At 62.6% G+C, this 15256-nt stretch carries 17 protein-coding genes; 14 read left to right on the forward strand and 3 right to left on the reverse strand.

The annotated features are described in order from the left end of the window. Position 1 precedes the first annotated feature (1 nt). Positions 2-916: a LysR substrate-binding domain-containing protein gene (locus tag DBR46_RS04900; protein WP_218569322.1), complete on the forward strand. Its 915-nt coding sequence runs from the start codon at positions 2-4 to the stop codon at positions 914-916. 135 nt (positions 917-1051) lie between these two features. On the opposite strand, the gene leuD is transcribed toward DBR46_RS04900, so the two are convergent. Continuing rightward, on the reverse strand, positions 1052-1666 hold the full coding sequence (leuD, locus tag DBR46_RS04905) for a 3-isopropylmalate dehydratase small subunit (RefSeq protein ID WP_124525244.1): 615 nt from the start codon (positions 1664-1666) through the stop codon (positions 1052-1054). Beyond that, the gene (leuC, locus tag DBR46_RS04910) at positions 1663-3081 is read right to left on the reverse strand and encodes a 3-isopropylmalate dehydratase large subunit (RefSeq protein WP_124525245.1); all 1419 of its coding nucleotides are present in this window, start codon (positions 3079-3081) and stop codon (positions 1663-1665) included. Before leuC ends, leuD begins: the two co-directional genes overlap by 4 nt. A 253-nt stretch (positions 3082-3334) precedes the next feature. Here leuC and DBR46_RS04915 point away from each other — a divergent pair, with 253 nt between their 5' ends. The 8 genes from DBR46_RS04915 to DBR46_RS04950 are packed head-to-tail and all read left to right on the forward strand — an operon-like array spanning position 3335 to position 9497. Further along, positions 3335-4537, forward strand: coding sequence for a PepSY domain-containing protein (locus tag DBR46_RS04915; protein ID WP_124525246.1), 1203 nt, complete (start codon positions 3335-3337; stop codon positions 4535-4537). Further along, the gene (locus DBR46_RS04920; RefSeq protein WP_124525247.1) at positions 4534-5070 is read left to right on the forward strand and encodes a thiamine pyrophosphate-binding protein; all 537 of its coding nucleotides are present in this window, start codon (positions 4534-4536) and stop codon (positions 5068-5070) included. Before DBR46_RS04915 ends, DBR46_RS04920 begins: the two co-directional genes overlap by 4 nt. Next, positions 5067-5396, forward strand: a complete 330-nt coding sequence (locus DBR46_RS04925) for a hypothetical protein (protein WP_124525248.1) — start codon at positions 5067-5069, stop codon at positions 5394-5396. The genes DBR46_RS04920 and DBR46_RS04925 overlap by 4 nt, the downstream gene beginning before the upstream one ends. Continuing rightward, positions 5393-5953, forward strand: a complete 561-nt coding sequence (locus tag DBR46_RS04930) for a DUF6162 family protein (protein ID WP_124525249.1) — start codon at positions 5393-5395, stop codon at positions 5951-5953. The genes DBR46_RS04925 and DBR46_RS04930 overlap by 4 nt, the downstream gene beginning before the upstream one ends. 19 nt (positions 5954-5972) lie before the next feature. Beyond that, positions 5973-6893, forward strand: coding sequence for a metal ABC transporter substrate-binding protein (locus DBR46_RS04935; RefSeq protein ID WP_124525250.1), 921 nt, complete (start codon positions 5973-5975; stop codon positions 6891-6893). After that, the gene (locus DBR46_RS04940) at positions 6890-7636 is read left to right on the forward strand and encodes a metal ABC transporter ATP-binding protein (protein ID WP_124525251.1); all 747 of its coding nucleotides are present in this window, start codon (positions 6890-6892) and stop codon (positions 7634-7636) included. The genes DBR46_RS04935 and DBR46_RS04940 overlap by 4 nt, the downstream gene beginning before the upstream one ends. Next, positions 7633-8532 carry a metal ABC transporter permease gene (locus tag DBR46_RS04945; RefSeq protein WP_017734821.1) on the forward strand — a complete coding sequence of 300 codons (900 nt, stop codon included), beginning with the start codon at positions 7633-7635 and terminating at the stop codon, positions 8530-8532. The genes DBR46_RS04940 and DBR46_RS04945 overlap by 4 nt, the downstream gene beginning before the upstream one ends. Then, on the forward strand, positions 8532-9497 hold the full coding sequence (locus DBR46_RS04950; RefSeq protein WP_124525252.1) for a metal ABC transporter solute-binding protein, Zn/Mn family: 966 nt from the start codon (positions 8532-8534) through the stop codon (positions 9495-9497). Before DBR46_RS04945 ends, DBR46_RS04950 begins: the two co-directional genes overlap by 1 nt. On the opposite strand, the gene DBR46_RS04955 is transcribed toward DBR46_RS04950, so the two are convergent. Further along, positions 9494-10207 (reverse strand): UTRA domain-containing protein, encoded by a 714-nt coding sequence (locus DBR46_RS04955; protein WP_017734819.1) that lies wholly within the window; start codon positions 10205-10207, stop codon positions 9494-9496. The genes DBR46_RS04950 and DBR46_RS04955 overlap by 4 nt on opposite strands. Positions 10208-10558: 351 nt before the next feature. On the opposite strand from DBR46_RS04955, the gene DBR46_RS04960 reads away from it, so the two are divergent. The 5 genes from DBR46_RS04960 to DBR46_RS04980 all read left to right on the forward strand — a co-directional run bounded on the left by DBR46_RS04960 (position 10559) and on the right by DBR46_RS04980 (position 15237). Continuing rightward, positions 10559-11635, forward strand: a complete 1077-nt coding sequence (locus DBR46_RS04960; RefSeq protein ID WP_124525253.1) for an ABC transporter substrate-binding protein — start codon at positions 10559-10561, stop codon at positions 11633-11635. Between the two features lie 189 nt (positions 11636-11824). Continuing rightward, the gene (locus DBR46_RS04965) at positions 11825-12631 is read left to right on the forward strand and encodes an alkaline phosphatase family protein (RefSeq protein ID WP_124525254.1); all 807 of its coding nucleotides are present in this window, start codon (positions 11825-11827) and stop codon (positions 12629-12631) included. Beyond that, positions 12628-13464: an ABC transporter permease subunit gene (locus DBR46_RS04970; RefSeq protein ID WP_124525255.1), complete on the forward strand. Its 837-nt coding sequence runs from the start codon at positions 12628-12630 to the stop codon at positions 13462-13464. Before DBR46_RS04965 ends, DBR46_RS04970 begins: the two co-directional genes overlap by 4 nt. Next, complete coding sequence (locus DBR46_RS04975) at positions 13451-14251, forward strand: ABC transporter permease (protein WP_017734815.1); 801 nt, start codon at positions 13451-13453, stop codon at positions 14249-14251. Before DBR46_RS04970 ends, DBR46_RS04975 begins: the two co-directional genes overlap by 14 nt. Next, positions 14248-15237: an ABC transporter ATP-binding protein gene (locus DBR46_RS04980; protein WP_017734814.1), complete on the forward strand. Its 990-nt coding sequence runs from the start codon at positions 14248-14250 to the stop codon at positions 15235-15237. The genes DBR46_RS04975 and DBR46_RS04980 overlap by 4 nt, the downstream gene beginning before the upstream one ends. Positions 15238-15256 lie beyond the last annotated feature (19 nt).

The following is a 15256-nucleotide window of genomic DNA, read 5'->3' on the forward strand; positions in this document are numbered from 1 at the left end:
GATGATCAATAAGAAAGATACCGTGCCCCTGCCCGAAGACCTGCGGGTGTTCCTCACTGTGATCCGCAAGGCCGGCTTCGCGGCCGCCGCCGATGAGCTGGGGCTGTCGCCGGCGTATGTGAGCAAGCGCATCCAGATCCTCGAAACCACCCTGGCTACCCGCCTGTTACACCGCACCAGCCGGCGCATTGCCGTGACCGAAGACGGCGAACGGGTACAGCGCTGGGCGGTACGCATCCTCGAAGACTTCCAGCAACTGTCCGATGAGCTGTCCGACGCCCACGACAGCCCGCGCGGGCGCCTGCACCTGTGCAGCAGTTTCGGCTTTGGCCGCAACCATGTGGCCCCCGCTGTGTCCTTGCTGGCGCAACAGTACCCGGACCTGGAAATCCGCCTGGACCTGTTCGACCGCGTGGTGGATATCGTCAACGAAGGTTTCGACCTGGAGATCCGCGTCGGCGACGACATTCCCGGCCAGCATATCGGCCGGCATCTGGTAAGCAATCGACGGGTGCTGTGTGCCGCACCCGCTTATTTAGAGCATCGAGGCACGCCTCAGCAGTTGAGTGATTTGGAGCAGCATGACTGCCTGGTGATCAAGGAACGCGACAACGCGTTTGGCATCTGGAATCTGGCGTGCGGCGGCGCACCGGCCAGCGTGCGTGTGCGTGGGCCGTTGTCGTCGAACAATGGCGAGATCGTGTTGCAGTGGGCCCTGGATGGACGCGGCGTGTTGCTGCGCTCGCTGTGGGATGTGCAGCCGTTGCTGGAGCAAGGCAGGCTGGTGCAGGTGCTGCACGACTATTCCCAGAGTGCCAACGTGTGGGCGGTGTACCCGACACGGTTGGCGCACTCCGGGAAGTTGCGAGCGTGTGTGGAGTTTTTGCAGGAGCACTTCAAACAGCTCTCTAAATGACCAGGCTCCCGACTTGGAATGAGTACTCATGTGGGAGCTGGCTTGCCTGCGATAGCGGTGTGTCAGTGACAGATGAGCAAGCTGACCCACCGCTATCGCAGGCAAGCCAGCTCCCACAGTTTGAACTGAGGTGGGTCAGTTGAGCCAAGGGTTGGCTTTCAAATGCTGGTGCTCGAAGGCCTTGATCTGTTCACTGCGCTGCAAAGTGCTGCCAATCGCATCCAGCCCCAGCAACAAAGCAGTCTTGCGCAACGCATCAATCTGGAACGGGATCACCTGGCCATCGACCAAGCGAATCTCCTGGGCTTCAAGATCTACACTGATCTGCGCCCGATCCGCCCGGCTGACCGTCTGCCCCAGCCCCTGTAACACCGCCTCCTCCAACGTAATCAACAACACCCCATTACGCTGACAGTTGTCATAAAAAATCCCGGCAAAACTGCTGCCGATCAGCGCCCGAATCCCCATCTGTTGCAAGCCCCACACCGCATGCTCGCGGCTGGAGCCACAGCCGAAGTTCGGCCCCACCACCATAAAGCTCGCCCCTTGCCAGCCCGGTTGGTTCAGCACGAACCCCGGGTTCAGCTCGCCGCTGGCCAAAAAGCGTAAATCGAAGAACAACCCGCGATCCAACCCGCTACGGTCAATACCCTTGAGAAACTGCTTGGGCATGATGACGTCGGTGTCGATATTCGCCGCCAGCATCGGCGCGGCCTTGCCGGTAACGCGGGTAAAGGGTTGCAGGCTCATGAACGGTCTCCAAAATGGCGGATGTCGGTAAGGCGGCCGGTGATGGCGGCAGCGGCGACCATCGCCGGGCTCATCAAGTGGGTACGGGCGCCCGCGCCCTGGCGGCCTTCGAAGTTGCGGTTGGTGCTGGAGGCGCAGCGGTCGCCAGGGGCCAGCACGTCGTCGTTCATCGCCAGGCACATCGAGCAGCCCGACTGGCGCCATTCAAAACCGGCGTCGATAAAGATCGCCGCCAGCCCTTCGGCCTCGGCCTGGTCGCGCACTTCGGTGGAGCCGGGCACGATCATCGCCCGCACATGCGCGGCCACGTGTTTGCCGCGCACTACACGAGCGGCGTCGCGCAGGTCTTCGATGCGCGCGTTGGTGCAGGAGCCGATAAACGCATGGCTGATAACGATGTCACTCAGCGGCATACCAGCCTCCAGCCCCATATAGTTGAGGGCGCGGCGCATGTCCTGGCGCAGGATCAGGTCACTGACCGCCTGCGGGTCCGGCACGCGGGCGCCGATGGGCGCGGCCTGGTCGGGGCTGGTGCCCCAGGTGACCATGGGTTGCAGAGTGGTGGCGTCAAGGTGCACTTCGCGGTCGAACACCGCGTCGGCGTCCGAATGCAGTTGGCGCCAGCCCACCAGCGCCTGCTCCCACAATTCGCCCTGCGGCGCACGCGGCTTGCCCTTGAGGTAGGCGAAGACCTTTTCATCCGGCGCCATGAACGCGCCCCGCGCACCGGCCTCCACCGCCATATTGCAGATGGTCATGCGCGCTTCGACGCTCAGCGCATCAATGGTCGAGCCACGGAACTCGATGGCGTAACCCGTGGCACCGGACGCGCCGATCTGGCCGATCAGTGCCATGATCACATCCTTGGACGTCAGGCCCGGCGCCAGCGCGCCATCCACCGTCACGCGCATCGCCCTCAACCGCTTGTAGACCAGCGTCTGCGAGGCCAGCAGGTGCTCGATTTCGGAGGTGCCGATGCCAAAACCGAAGGCCCCGAGGGCGCCATAGGTGGTGGTGTGGCTGTCACCGGCAGCGATCACCATGCCCGGCAGGATAAAGCCCTGTTCCGGGGCGATCACATGTTCGATGCCTTGGCGCTTGTCGAGGATGTCCAGCAGTTCGATGCCAAAGTCCCGACAATTCTCCGCCAGGTATGACACCTGCCGCGCACCGCCCGCGTCGGGCATCGCCGCAATGCGTGTAGGCGTGGTGGGGTTTACATGGTCAACCACCGCCAGCGCCGTGCCAGGGCGCCACACCTTGCGCCCGGCCTCACGCAAACCACTGAACGCCTGGGGGCTGGTGTATTCGTTGATCACCTGGCGGTCTATATAAAGCAGCACATGGCCCTGGTCATCTAGGGCGCACACCGTGTGGGCGTCGATATGTTTGTCGTAGAGGGTTCTGGCGGTCATTTTTCTTCGGGCTCACGCAACGGTATGCGCCCATCCTACGTAGCCCGGCGCCCCTATCAACGGCACCTGGGTGAAGGCTGGGAACATGTTTCGTGTTCGATCGGGCGCCACAGAAACATTTACTTTCATTTCCGGGTTAGGGATTTCCGATTCTCATCCGTCTTAACTTAGATACAGCCCGTCGCGTCAGCAAAAGCTACGACCGGCCTTTTCCGGGCCTCCATCGCCCCCTCCGCTCAAGACCCCCATCCCCATGTCGAAGAAGTCACGTTCAAAACTCTGGTTTCTCGTACATAGCTGGCTGGCATTGCCCATCTGGTTTTTTGTACTGATCGTCTGCGTCACCGGCACCTTGGCGGTGGTCAGCCAGGAGATCGTCTGGCTGGCCAACCCGGACATCCGCGCAAGCAAGCCGTCGGATGATGCCGAGCCGCTGAGCTATGACCAGGTGATCGCCGCCATCAAGCGCGATGAGCCTGCGGTGTTCGTGCAGTCGATCAGCCGCCCTGACGAATCCCATTTCGCCCTCAGCGTCGACCTCAGCTACCCCGACGGGCGCTCGGTCGAGGTGTACGTCAACCCGTACACCGGGGCCATCCAGGGCATCAGCCCGTCGTTCAACTTCCAGGCCTTTACCCGCGCCCTGCATGGTTGGTGGCTGGTGCCGTTCACCAATGGCTATAGCTGGGGCTGGTACCTGGTGTCGGCGCTGGGCATTCCGCTGCTGGCATCACTGGTGACCGGGCTGGTGGTGTACAAGAAATTCTGGAAAGGCTTCCTGCGCCCCACCCTGCGGGTGCGCCACGGCGCGCGGATCTTCTGGGGCGACTTCCACCGCCTCAGCGGTATCTGGTCGATCTGGTTCATCCTGGTGATCGCCGTCACCGGCATCTGGTTCCTGATCCGCGCGATCCTGGGGGACAACCAGATTTCCATCTCCACCGAGCCGGTGATCCCGGTGATCGCCCGGGAGAAGGTGCCGATGTCCGAACCCGGCGTGCCGGCGCCGATGATTCCAGTGGACGAGGCAATCAAGATTGCCACCCAGCGCATCCCGGGGCTGGAGGCGAGTTTCGTCAGCCTGCCGCTCAATGCCTACAGCCACCTGCAGATTGGTGGCCGCGGCTGGTACCCGCTGATGTACCAGACCGCACAGATCAACCCCTACGACGGTGAAGTCGCGGCTGCGCACTTGCTCTCCGACCGTTCGAAGCTGGAGTTCGTCACCGAGTCCATGCGCCCGCTGCACACCGGCGACTTTGGCGGCCTGTGGATCAAGCTGATCTGGGCCTTCTTCGGCCTGATCATGAGCATGATGGTGCTGAGCGGCCTGCTGATCTGGACCAAACGCACCGCCCTGGCCACCCTCAATGCCCTCAAGCGCGAAGCCAAGACGCAACGCGCACCGGCGGCCACCCCGGCCATGCAGGCTGAAACCTCGGAGGCCCACCCATGAGCAAGGTCGTTGCTGCACCGCCTTCGCCACTGCGGGCCTTTTGGCTGAAATGGCGCTTTCACATCAATGTCCTGCTGTTGCTGGTGCCCCTGGGTTTCATGCCCAAGTACTTTGCCGACGCCGCGTTGTTCCGTGGCGACACCGGCATCGGCGAACGGGTCGCCGGTGAGGTGCAGGTCGGGCCCTGGAGCCTGACCCTCGCCGAGTTTCGCAATGAAGGCCCGCGCCCCGACCCGGCCGGGCCGATGAAATTCTTCAACGCCGCCCTGTGCGACACCTGTGCCGAGCAGGTCAAAGCCACCTACCTGCGCATCGGCAAACCCCGCAGCCTGCGCGCCGCCGGGGTGATCTTCTTTGGCACGCCGTACCGCATGGGCGCCGCCCTGCCGATACCGGAACGCACCCCGGCCGACGCCGAAGTGTGGGTCACCATGGAAGGCTGGGACGGCAGCATGCACCAGGGTTCCATCCCGCTGAGCCAGGCCTCGCCTGCCACTATTGCCTGGCTGAACAAGCAAGGAGTTAAACCATGAAGTCGATGCGTCTGACGCGCGCCTGCGCGGCCCTGTTGATCGGTGCCGGTTTCAGCACCCTGGCCCTGGCCCACAACCCGATGTGCGAATGCAAGGAAATCCCCGGCGAGCAGATCCAGTGCACCGGCGGCTTTTCCGACGGCAGCGGCGCCCCCGGCGTGACCCTGGATGTGATCGGCTACGACGAGACCATCCTGGTGCCTGGCAAGCTCGGCCAAGACTCGACCCTGACCTTCAAGAAGCCGTCCGCCGAGTTCTATGTGCTGTTTGATGCGGGCCCTGGCCACGTGGTGGAAATCGACCAAGCGGATATCCAGCCGCAATGAGTACCACACAGGTTGTACGCCCCGCTGGGGCCGGCCACGAAACCCTCTACGTCCTGCTGCTGTGCCTGATCATCCTGGCCGTGGCCGGTTCGGTCATCGCGCTGCATGGCGAAACCCAGGAAGTCGCCGCCGTGCCCAGCCATCAGTTGGATGCGCGCCGCGACCTGAGCGCCGCCGAGCAAGGGATCTACGCCGACCTGCGGGTGACCCTGGATGAAATCCAGTTGTTGCAGCAGGAACAAAGCAGCCTGCCGACCCCGGCGCAGCTGGCCGAAGAAGGCTTCGCGCCCTTCGCCCAGGACGCCAGTTCGGTCAGCCGTGGCGACCATCGCTGGCAAGTGCTGGAGCCTTCGTCCTACCTGGGCCTGAGCCAGGTGCCGAGCACCGCCGGCTCGCTGCTGATGCGCGTGCACGGTGCCGAGCCGGACGTGTGGCTCAACCGCAGCGCCAACCTGAGCGCCCCCGCCGACCTCACTGACCAGGCGCTGATCGCAGCCGGCTGGCAACAAGTGGTCACGCAATTCGATGCCGGCGTGACGCGCCAGCACCGTCACTGAACGAGAAGACCGATTGCCCATGTCTATTTCATCTCCCCTGTTGCGTCTGTTGCTGGTCGGCCTGTGCAGCCTGATGCTCGCCCCGTTGGCGAATGCCGAAGCGGCTAAACGCTTGCGTATCGGCATCACCTTGCATCCGTACTACAGCTATGTGAGCAATATCGTCGGCGACAAGGCCGAGGTTGTGCCGTTGATTCCCGCCGGTTTCAACCCCCACGCCTACGAGCCCCGTGCCGATGACATCAAGCGCATCGGCAGCCTCGACGTGATCGTGCTCAATGGCGTCGGCCACGACGATTTCGCCGACCGCATGATCGCCACCAGCGAGCGCCCGGACATCCCGGTGATCGAAGCCAACGCCAACGTGCCGCTGCTCGCCGCCACCGGCAATGCGGCGCGCGGCGCGGGCAAGGTGGTCAACCCGCACACCTTCCTGTCGATCAGCGCGTCGATTGCCCAGGTCAACAACATTGCCCGCGAACTGGGCAAGCTCGACCCGGACAACGCCAAGACCTACACCCAGAACGCCCGCGCCTACGGCAAACGCCTGCGCCAGATGCGCGCCGACGCCCTGGCCAAGCTGACCAGCGCGCCCAACCCGGACCTGCGCGTGGCCACCGTACACGCGGCCTACGACTACCTGCTGCGCGAGTTCGGCCTGGAAGTCACTGCCGTGGTCGAGCCGGCCCACGGCATCGAGCCAAGCCCGAGCCAGTTGAAAAAGACCATCGATGAGCTGCGCGCCCTGGACGTGAAGGTGATCTTCTCGGAGATGGATTTCCCGTCCACCTACGTCGAGACCATCCAACGTGAATCCGGGGTCAAGCTGTACCCGCTGTCGCATATTTCCTACGGCGAATACACGCCCGAGAAGTACGAAGTGGAAATGACCGGCAACCTCAATACCGTGGTGCGGGCGATCCAGGAGTCGGGGGCATGACGGCGGCTGAACAACTGAAAGTAGCTAGCGTCGGCCCGACGATCGAGTTCGACAAGGTGTCCCTGACCCTGGGCCGCACAGTGATCCTCGATGGCGTGAGTTTCCAGGTGCAACCGGGCAGCATCCACGCGCTGGTCGGCCCCAACGGCGGCGGCAAAAGCTCGCTGATCAAGACGCTGCTGGGGCAAACGCCGCACCAGGGGCAGTTGCGCCTGCACTGGCCGAACAGCGTGGGCACGGTGGGTTATGTGCCCCAGGCCTTGGAGTTCGACCGCGGCTTGCCGATGACCGTGGATGATTTCATGGCCGCCATGTGCCAGCGCCGCCCGGCGTTTCTTGGCCTGTCCAAGCATTACGCCGGCGCGATTGGCGATGCGCTGGAACGCGTCGGCATGCAGGACAAGCGCAAGCGTCGCATGGGCGCGCTGTCCGGTGGTGAACGCCAGCGCGTGCTGCTGGCCCAGGGCCTGATCCCGGCCCCGCAATTGCTGGTGCTGGATGAACCGATGTCAGCCCTCGACGAAGCCGGTATCCAGGTGTTCGAACGCCTGCTCAATGACTGGCGCCTGGCCGGCATCACCGTGCTGTGGATCGAGCACGACCTGGAAGCCGTGGGCCGCCTGGCCGACCGTGTCACCGGCCTGAACCGCCGTGTGCTGTTCGACGCCACGCCCAAAGAGGCGCTCACTCCGGACCGCCTGCTGACCCTGTTCTCCACCCACCCTAGGAGCTCGGCGCAATGAGTTATGAAGCCTTTCGCTTGATGGTCCAGGGCTGGGCCTCTTCCGGGTACCTGCCGGAAGCGCTGGCCTATGGCTTTGTCGTCAATGCCTTGCTCGCCGGTTTGCTGATCGGCCCGGTATTGGGCGGCCTGGGCACGCTGGTGGTGGTCAAGCGCTTTGCGTTTTTCTCCGAAGCCGTCGGCCATGCCGCGCTGACCGGCGTGGCCGTGGGCATTTTGCTCGGCGAACCCTACACCGGGCCGTACGGCGCGCTGTTTGGCTACTGCCTGCTGTTCGGCATCCTGCTCAACTACTTGCGCAACCGCACCGGCCTGGCGCCGGACACCTTGATCGGCGTGTTCCTCTCGGTGTCCCTGGCATTGGGCGCGAGCCTTCTGCTGATCCTGGCGGGCAAGATCAACGTACACATCCTCGAAAACGTGCTGTTTGGCTCAGTGTTGACGGTCAACGGTAACGACCTGCTGGTGCTGGCGATTGTCGGTTCACTGGTAATGGCCCTGGCGTTGCCGCTGTACAACCGCATCATGCTCGCCAGCTTCAACCCGCAACTGGCGGCCGTGCGTGGCGTGGCGGTGAAGACCCTGGATTATCTGTTCGTGATCCTGGTGACCCTGATCACCGTGGCGGCGGTCAAGGTGATCGGCGCAATACTGGTGGGCGCACTGCTGGTGATTCCGGCCGCAGCGGCGCGCCTGTTGAGCCAGTCGCTCAAGGGGTTCTTCTGGATTTCGGTACTGATCGCCACCGTCAGCACCCTGTGCGGCATCCTGCTGCCGATCATCTTCGACCTGCCGATCCCGTCCGGTGCCGCGATCATCCTGATGGCCGGTATCGCCTTCGCCCTCGCCGCCATCGCGCGCGGCATCGTGCCCAGCCTCAAAGGGAATCTTGGATAATGCGCCCTGTCTTTCGCCCACTGGCCTTGGCCATCGCTTGCTTGATCAGCACCTCGGCGTTGGCCGTGGATGGTTTCGCGGCCAATGATTTCAAAACCAATCATGGCCTCGGCCACGCCGCGCTGAGCAAGGCCAAGTCGATCAAACCGGTCAAAGTGCTGGCTTCGTTGCCGATCACCTATGGCTTGGCCGAGGTGTTGCTCAAAGGCACCGACGTGCAACTCGAACGCGCCGCACCGGCGAACCTGCCCGGTTCGCGGCAGGTGTCCTACTTCACCGGCCGTGGCGCGCCGGCGCTGAGCAAACTGGCCGAAGACGCCGACGCCGCCATCGGCCTGCGCTCGCTGTGGGCAGACGACCCGCTGTACCCGGTGGCGCGGCGCAGCAACATCCGCATCGTCGAAGTGGACGCCGCCCGCCCGGTGGACGGCGGCCTGCCGGGCATCGCCGTGCAACCCGGCGTGGCCGATGGGTTGAACAGCCAACCGTGGCAATCGAGCAACAACCTGGGGCGCATGGCCGATGTGCTGGCCGCCGACCTCAGCCGCCTGGCGCCAAGCGCCAAACCGCAGATCGACGCCAACCTCGCGGCCCTCAAGCAACGCCTGCTCAAGCTCACCGCCGAGAGCGAGGCGCAGCTGGCCAAGGCCGACAACCTCAGTGTGGTCAGCCTGAGCGATCACTTTGCGTACCTGGTCAGCAGCTTGAACCTGGAAGTCGTCAGCACCGATGCGCGGCCGGACGCCGAGTGGACGCCCGAAGCCTTGCAGAAACTCAGTGCCGAGTTGAAGGACAACGACGTGGCGGTGGTGCTGCATCATCGCCAGCCGAGCGAGGCGGTGAAAGCTGCGATCAGCGCAGGCGGCTCAAAGTTGCTGGTATTGAACGTCGATGGCGCAGATCCGGTGGCGGAGCTGGAAACCAATGTGGATCAGGTGATCAAGGCACTCACACCACAGGCTTAAACCACATCCACACCCACGTGGATCGCATCATGCCGCCAGAACTCCAGGTCGCAGTCGATCAAGCGCTGGTGCTGGTCATAATTGACCCGGGCGATGCGCAAGCCCGGGCTGCCCACCGACACGCGCAACGTCGCGGCCGCTTCCACCGGCAGTGACGTCGGCACGATCTCAAAGCGCACCCGCCCGTAGTGCAGGTCGTACTTGCGGGCATACAGCTCGGTCATCGACTGGTTCAGGTCGCAGTCCAGAATCCCCGGAAAATACTGCGGGTTCAGGTAGTGCTCCACATACAACACCAGGCGCCCATCGATCCGCCGGCCCCGGCAGATCTGGATCACACTGGACAACGCCGGCAACTGCAACCACGCACACACCGCCGCCGACGCCGGCTGCAAGCGCGCCGAGATCACTTCGGTGGACGCCACGCGCCCCTGGTCGCTGACCATCGCGTGAAAGTGGCTACGCTGCATCAGGTTGTAGGCCAGCCGTGGCGGCGAGACAAACCAGCCACGGCGTTCCTCGCGATAGATCTGGCCCTGGGCCTCCAGTTGTAACAAGGCTTCCCGCACGGTAATCCGGGTGGTACCAAACAACTCGCTGAGCTTGCGCTCGGCCGGGAGTTTGCTGGCGGGCGGCAACAGGCCATGGTCGATCTGCTCTTGCAGCGCCAGGCCGATGGATGTCACCGCCTTGATTGCCTCATCACGCATCAACGTTACCTATCTGGACTAGACCAGCACCGTTCGGGTGCATAAACCGCGCTGTATTTGGGCTGCTGCGGTTGCCTGCCAGCCTAGGCATTGCAGATGACCGACAGATGACAGTCCGTGTCTGCCCCACGCAGAACACCCTGCAATACATCGGCCAAGTCCAATCAATGCGGGCACTTGAGCATGGTCTACGCTCACTCTGAGCTGAGCGACATCAGCGATTTAAAAACGACATCGACATGAAACTGTCATCCACCGGGCCTAGATTGGCTCAGGTATTGCTGACCTAGACCAACACCACCGCAAACGTCGACAAAAACGCAGCGTTGAAAACGCCCAAAGGAGCTTCGGATGAAACAGCTTTTCCTGGCATCACTGTTAGGCTCGACCATTGCCATGTGCACCGCCGCCATGGCCGCTGATACCGATCTAAAAACCTTGGAAGCCGCCGCGAAAGCGGAAGGCGCCGTCAACAGCGTCGGCATGCCCGATGACTGGGCCAACTGGAAAGGCACCTGGGAAGACCTGGCCAAGACCTACGGCCTCAAGCACATCGACACCGACATGAGCTCGGCCCAGGAAATCGCCAAGTTCAAGGCTGAAAAAGACAACGCCAGCGCCGACATCGGCGACGTCGGCGCGGCCTTCGGCCCGATTGCGGTGAAACAGGACGTGACCCAGCCGTACAAACCGTCCACCTGGGCCCAAGTGCCGGATTGGGCAAAAGACAAAGACGGTCACTGGGCCCTGGCCTACACCGGCACCATCGCCTTCATCATCAACAAGAAACTGCTGCACGGCTCCGAAGTGCCCACCAGCTGGGCTGACCTGCAAACCGGCAAGTACAAAGTCTCCATCGGTGATGTAAGCACCGCGGCCCAGGCGGCCAACGGTGTACTGGCTGCGGCCATCGCCAACAAAGGCGACGAAAAGAACATCGCACCTGGCCTGCAGTTCTTCACCAAGATTGCCCAGCAAGGTCGCCTCGGCCTGTCCAACCCGACCATCGCCACCCTGGAAAAAGGCGAAATCGAAGTAGGCGTGGTCTGGGACTTCAACGGCCTCAGCTACAAGGCCAAGATGGCCAACCCGGATGACTACGTGGTGCTGATCCCGTCGGATGGCTCGGTGAAATCCGGCTACACCACCATCATCAACAAACACGCCAAGCACCCGAACGCCGCCAAGCTGACCCGCGAATACATCTTCAGCGATGCCGGCCAGCTCAACCTGGCGAAGGGCAATGCACGCCCGATCCGTGCGGAAACCGACCTGAAACTGCCGGCTGATATCGCCAAGAACCTGATCCCGGGCGAGCAGTACACCAAGGCCAACCCGCAACCGATCAAGGATGCCGATGCCTGGGAAGCGACAGCCAAGAAGCTGCCTCAGTTGTGGAATGAGCAAGTCATCGTAGAGATGAAGTAACAGGGTCACCCACATTGGAACTCCACTGGAGATCCAATGTGGGAGCGGGCTTGCTCGCGAATGCGGTGTATCAGACAGCACATCAGTCACTGACAGACCGCATTCGCGAGCAAGCCCGCTCCCACATTTTTGATCCCGTTTCTTTAGGAAAATTGAACCAAGTCCATCTGTTGCGGAGCGCCTCCCCCCATGAAGCACAATGTCATCCTTGTCGTGCTCGACGGCCTGAATTTCGAGGTTGCCCGGCACGCCATGGGGCACTTGCAGGCCTATGTCGGCGCAGGACGCGCAGCCCTCTACAAGCTGGAATGTGAACTGCCCGCCCTGTCCCGCCCGCTGTATGAATGCATCCTCACCGGCGTGCCACCGATCCACAGCGGCATCGTGCACAACAATGTCTCGCGCCTGTCCAACCAGCGCAGCATTTTCCATTACGCCACCGACGCCGGCCTCACCACGGCGGCGGCGGCTTACCACTGGGTCAGCGAGTTGTATAACCGCACGCCCTTCCTCGCCGCCCGTGACCGTCATACCGACGACAAGGCCCTGGCGATCCAGCACGGGCATTTCTACTGGAATGACCACTACCCGGACTCCCACCTGTTTGCCGACGCCGAAAGCCTGCGCCGCAAACACACGCCGAACTTCCTGGTGGTGCACCCGATGAACATCGACGACGCCGGCCACAAGCACGGCCTCGACACCGCGCAATACCGCAACAGCGCGCGCTCGGCCGACATCATCCTGGCCGACTACCTGCAAGCCTGGCTCGACGCCGGCTACCAGGTGCTGGTCACCGCCGACCACGGCATGAACAACGACCGTTCCCACAACGGCCTGTTGCCGGAGGAACGCGAAGTACCGCTGTTTGTCCTCGGCGATGGGTTCAGCCTGGACGCCAACGCCGCGCCGAAACAGACCGAACTGTGCGGCACTGTCTGCGAATTGCTGGGCGTGCCCCACGACAAACCTGTGTGCCGGGAGCTGTTGAAATGATCCGTGGCAAATGGCTGGCGCTGTTGTGCCTAGTGCCTTTCGCGCTGTTCTTTATCGTGTTTGAAATCGCCCCACTGGTGTGGGTGCTGATCAACAGCCTGCAAACCGAAGAGGCCGGCTGGGGCGTGGAAAACTTCGTGCGCATCTTCAGCTCGAAGTTCTACCTGCAAGCGATCCAGTTCAGCCTGGAGATCAGTTTCTACTCCAGCATCTTCGGCATCATCATCGCCACGCTCGGCAGTTACTCGCTGCGCCGGGTGGATTCGCCGCTGCGCAACTTCGTTACCGCGTTCGCCAACATGACCAGCAACTTTGCCGGCGTGCCCCTGGCCTTCGCATTCATCATCCTGCTGGGTTTCAACGGCAGCATCACCCTGATGCTCAAGCAGGCCGGGATCATTCAGGACTTCAACCTGTACTCCAAGACCGGGTTGATCATCCTCTATACCTACTTCCAGATTCCGCTGGGCGTGCTGTTGCTCTATCCGGCCTTTGACGCGCTGCGCGAAGACTGGCGGGAGTCGGCCGCGCTGCTCGGCGCGAATGGCTGGCAGTTCTGGCGGCATATCGGCTTGCCGGTGCTCACGCCGGCCTTGCTCGGCACCTTCGTGATCCTGTTGGCCAATGCCCTCGGTGCCTACGCCACGGTGTACGCGTTGACCACCGGCAACTTCAACGTACTGCCGATCCGCATTGCGGGCCTGGTCTCCGGCGATGTGTCCCTCGACCCGAACATGGCCAGCGCCCTGGCCGTGGTGCTGGTGGCGCTGATGACCGTGGTCACCGTGGTCCATCAACTGCTGCTCAAGAGGAGCTACCATGTCTCGCGCTGAAGCCGGCCCGGCCGCCCTCTACCATCGGGTGGTGGTGTGGCTGTTGTTTGCAATCCTCGTGCTGCCATTGGTGGGCACCTTCGTTTACTCCATCGCCAGCAGTTGGTCGGCGACCATCCTGCCCGCCGGCTTTACGGTGAAATGGTACGTGCAACTGTGGAGCGACCCGCGCTTCCTGATGGCCTTCGGGCAGTCGTTGCTGGTGTGCGTGGGTGCGCTGATCCTGTCGGTGGTGCTGATCCTGCCGCTGCTGTTTGTGGTGCATTACCACTTCCCCAAGCTTGACGCGCTGATGAACATCCTGATCCTGCTGCCCTTCGCGGTGCCGCCGGTGGTGTCGTCGGTGGGCCTGTTGCAACTGTACGGTTCCGGGCCGTTGGCAATGGTGGGCACGCCGTGGATCCTGATCGGTTGCTACTTCACCGTGGCGTTGCCGTTCATGTACCGGGCGATCACCAACAACCTGCAAGCCATCAACCTGCGCGACCTGATGGATGCCTCCCAACTGCTCGGCGCCAGCACCTGGCAGGCGGCGATTTTCGTCGTGCTGCCAAACCTGCGCAAAGGCCTGATGGTGGCGCTGCTGCTGTCGTTTTCGTTCCTGTTCGGTGAGTTCGTGTTTGCCAACATCCTGGTGGGCACCCGCTACGAAACCCTGCAGGTGTACCTCAACAACATGCGCAACAGCAGCGGCCACTTCACCAGCGCCGTCGTGATTTCCTACTTCTTCTTTGTGCTGGTGCTGACCTGGGCCGCCAATATCTTGAACAAGGACAAAAGCCAATGAGCTTCGTCAGCGTCCAACACCTGCAAAAAGGCTACGCCGGCACCCCGGTGTTCAGTGATATCAACTGCGAGATCGCCAAGGGCGAGTTCGTCACCCTGCTCGGTCCATCCGGTTGCGGCAAGTCCACGCTGCTGCGTTGCATCGCCGGGCTGACCTCGGTAGACAGTGGGAAAATTCTGCTGGATGGCCAGGACATCGTCCCACTGAGCCCGCAGAAACGTCACATCGGCATGGTGTTCCAGAGCTATGCACTGTTCCCCAACATGACCGTGGAACAAAACGTCGCCTTCGGCCTGCGCATGCAAAAGGTCAACGCCGACGATAGCCACCAGCGTGTGCAGGAAGTGCTGCAACTGGTGGAACTCAAGGACCTCGCCAGCCGCTACCCGCACCAGATGTCCGGTGGCCAGTGCCAGCGCGTGGCCCTCGCCCGCTCCCTGGTGACCCGCCCGCGCCTGCTGTTGCTGGATGAGCCACTGTCGGCGCTGGATGCGCGGATCCGCAAGCACCTGCGTGAACAGATCCGCCAGATCCAGCGCGAGCTGGGGCTGACCACGATCTTCGTGACCCATGACCAGGAAGAAGCCCTGACCATGTCCGACCGCATCTTCCTGATGAACCAGGGCAAGATCGTGCAGAGCGGCGATGCCGAGACGTTGTATACCGCGCCGGTGGATGTGTTCGCGGCCGGCTTTATCGGCAACTACAACCTGCTGGACGCCGACAAGGCCAGCCTGCTGCTGCAACGCCCGATCAACAGCCGTATCGCGATCCGCCCGGAAGCCATCGAACTGAGCCGCAACGGCGAACTGGACGCGCTGGTGCGCAGCCACAGCCTGCTGGGCAACGTGATCCGCTACCGCATCGAAGCGCGTGGTGTGGAACTGGTGGTGGACGTGCTCAACCGCTCGGCCGACGACCTGCACCCGGATGGGCAACGCCTGGCACTTTCCATCGACCCAAGCGCCCTGTGTGAAGTAGCCTGACGCAACGTTTTATTTCAGA

Source organism: Pseudomonas sp. KBW05, assembly GCF_003852405.1.
Taxonomy (GTDB): domain Bacteria; phylum Pseudomonadota; class Gammaproteobacteria; order Pseudomonadales; family Pseudomonadaceae; genus Aquipseudomonas.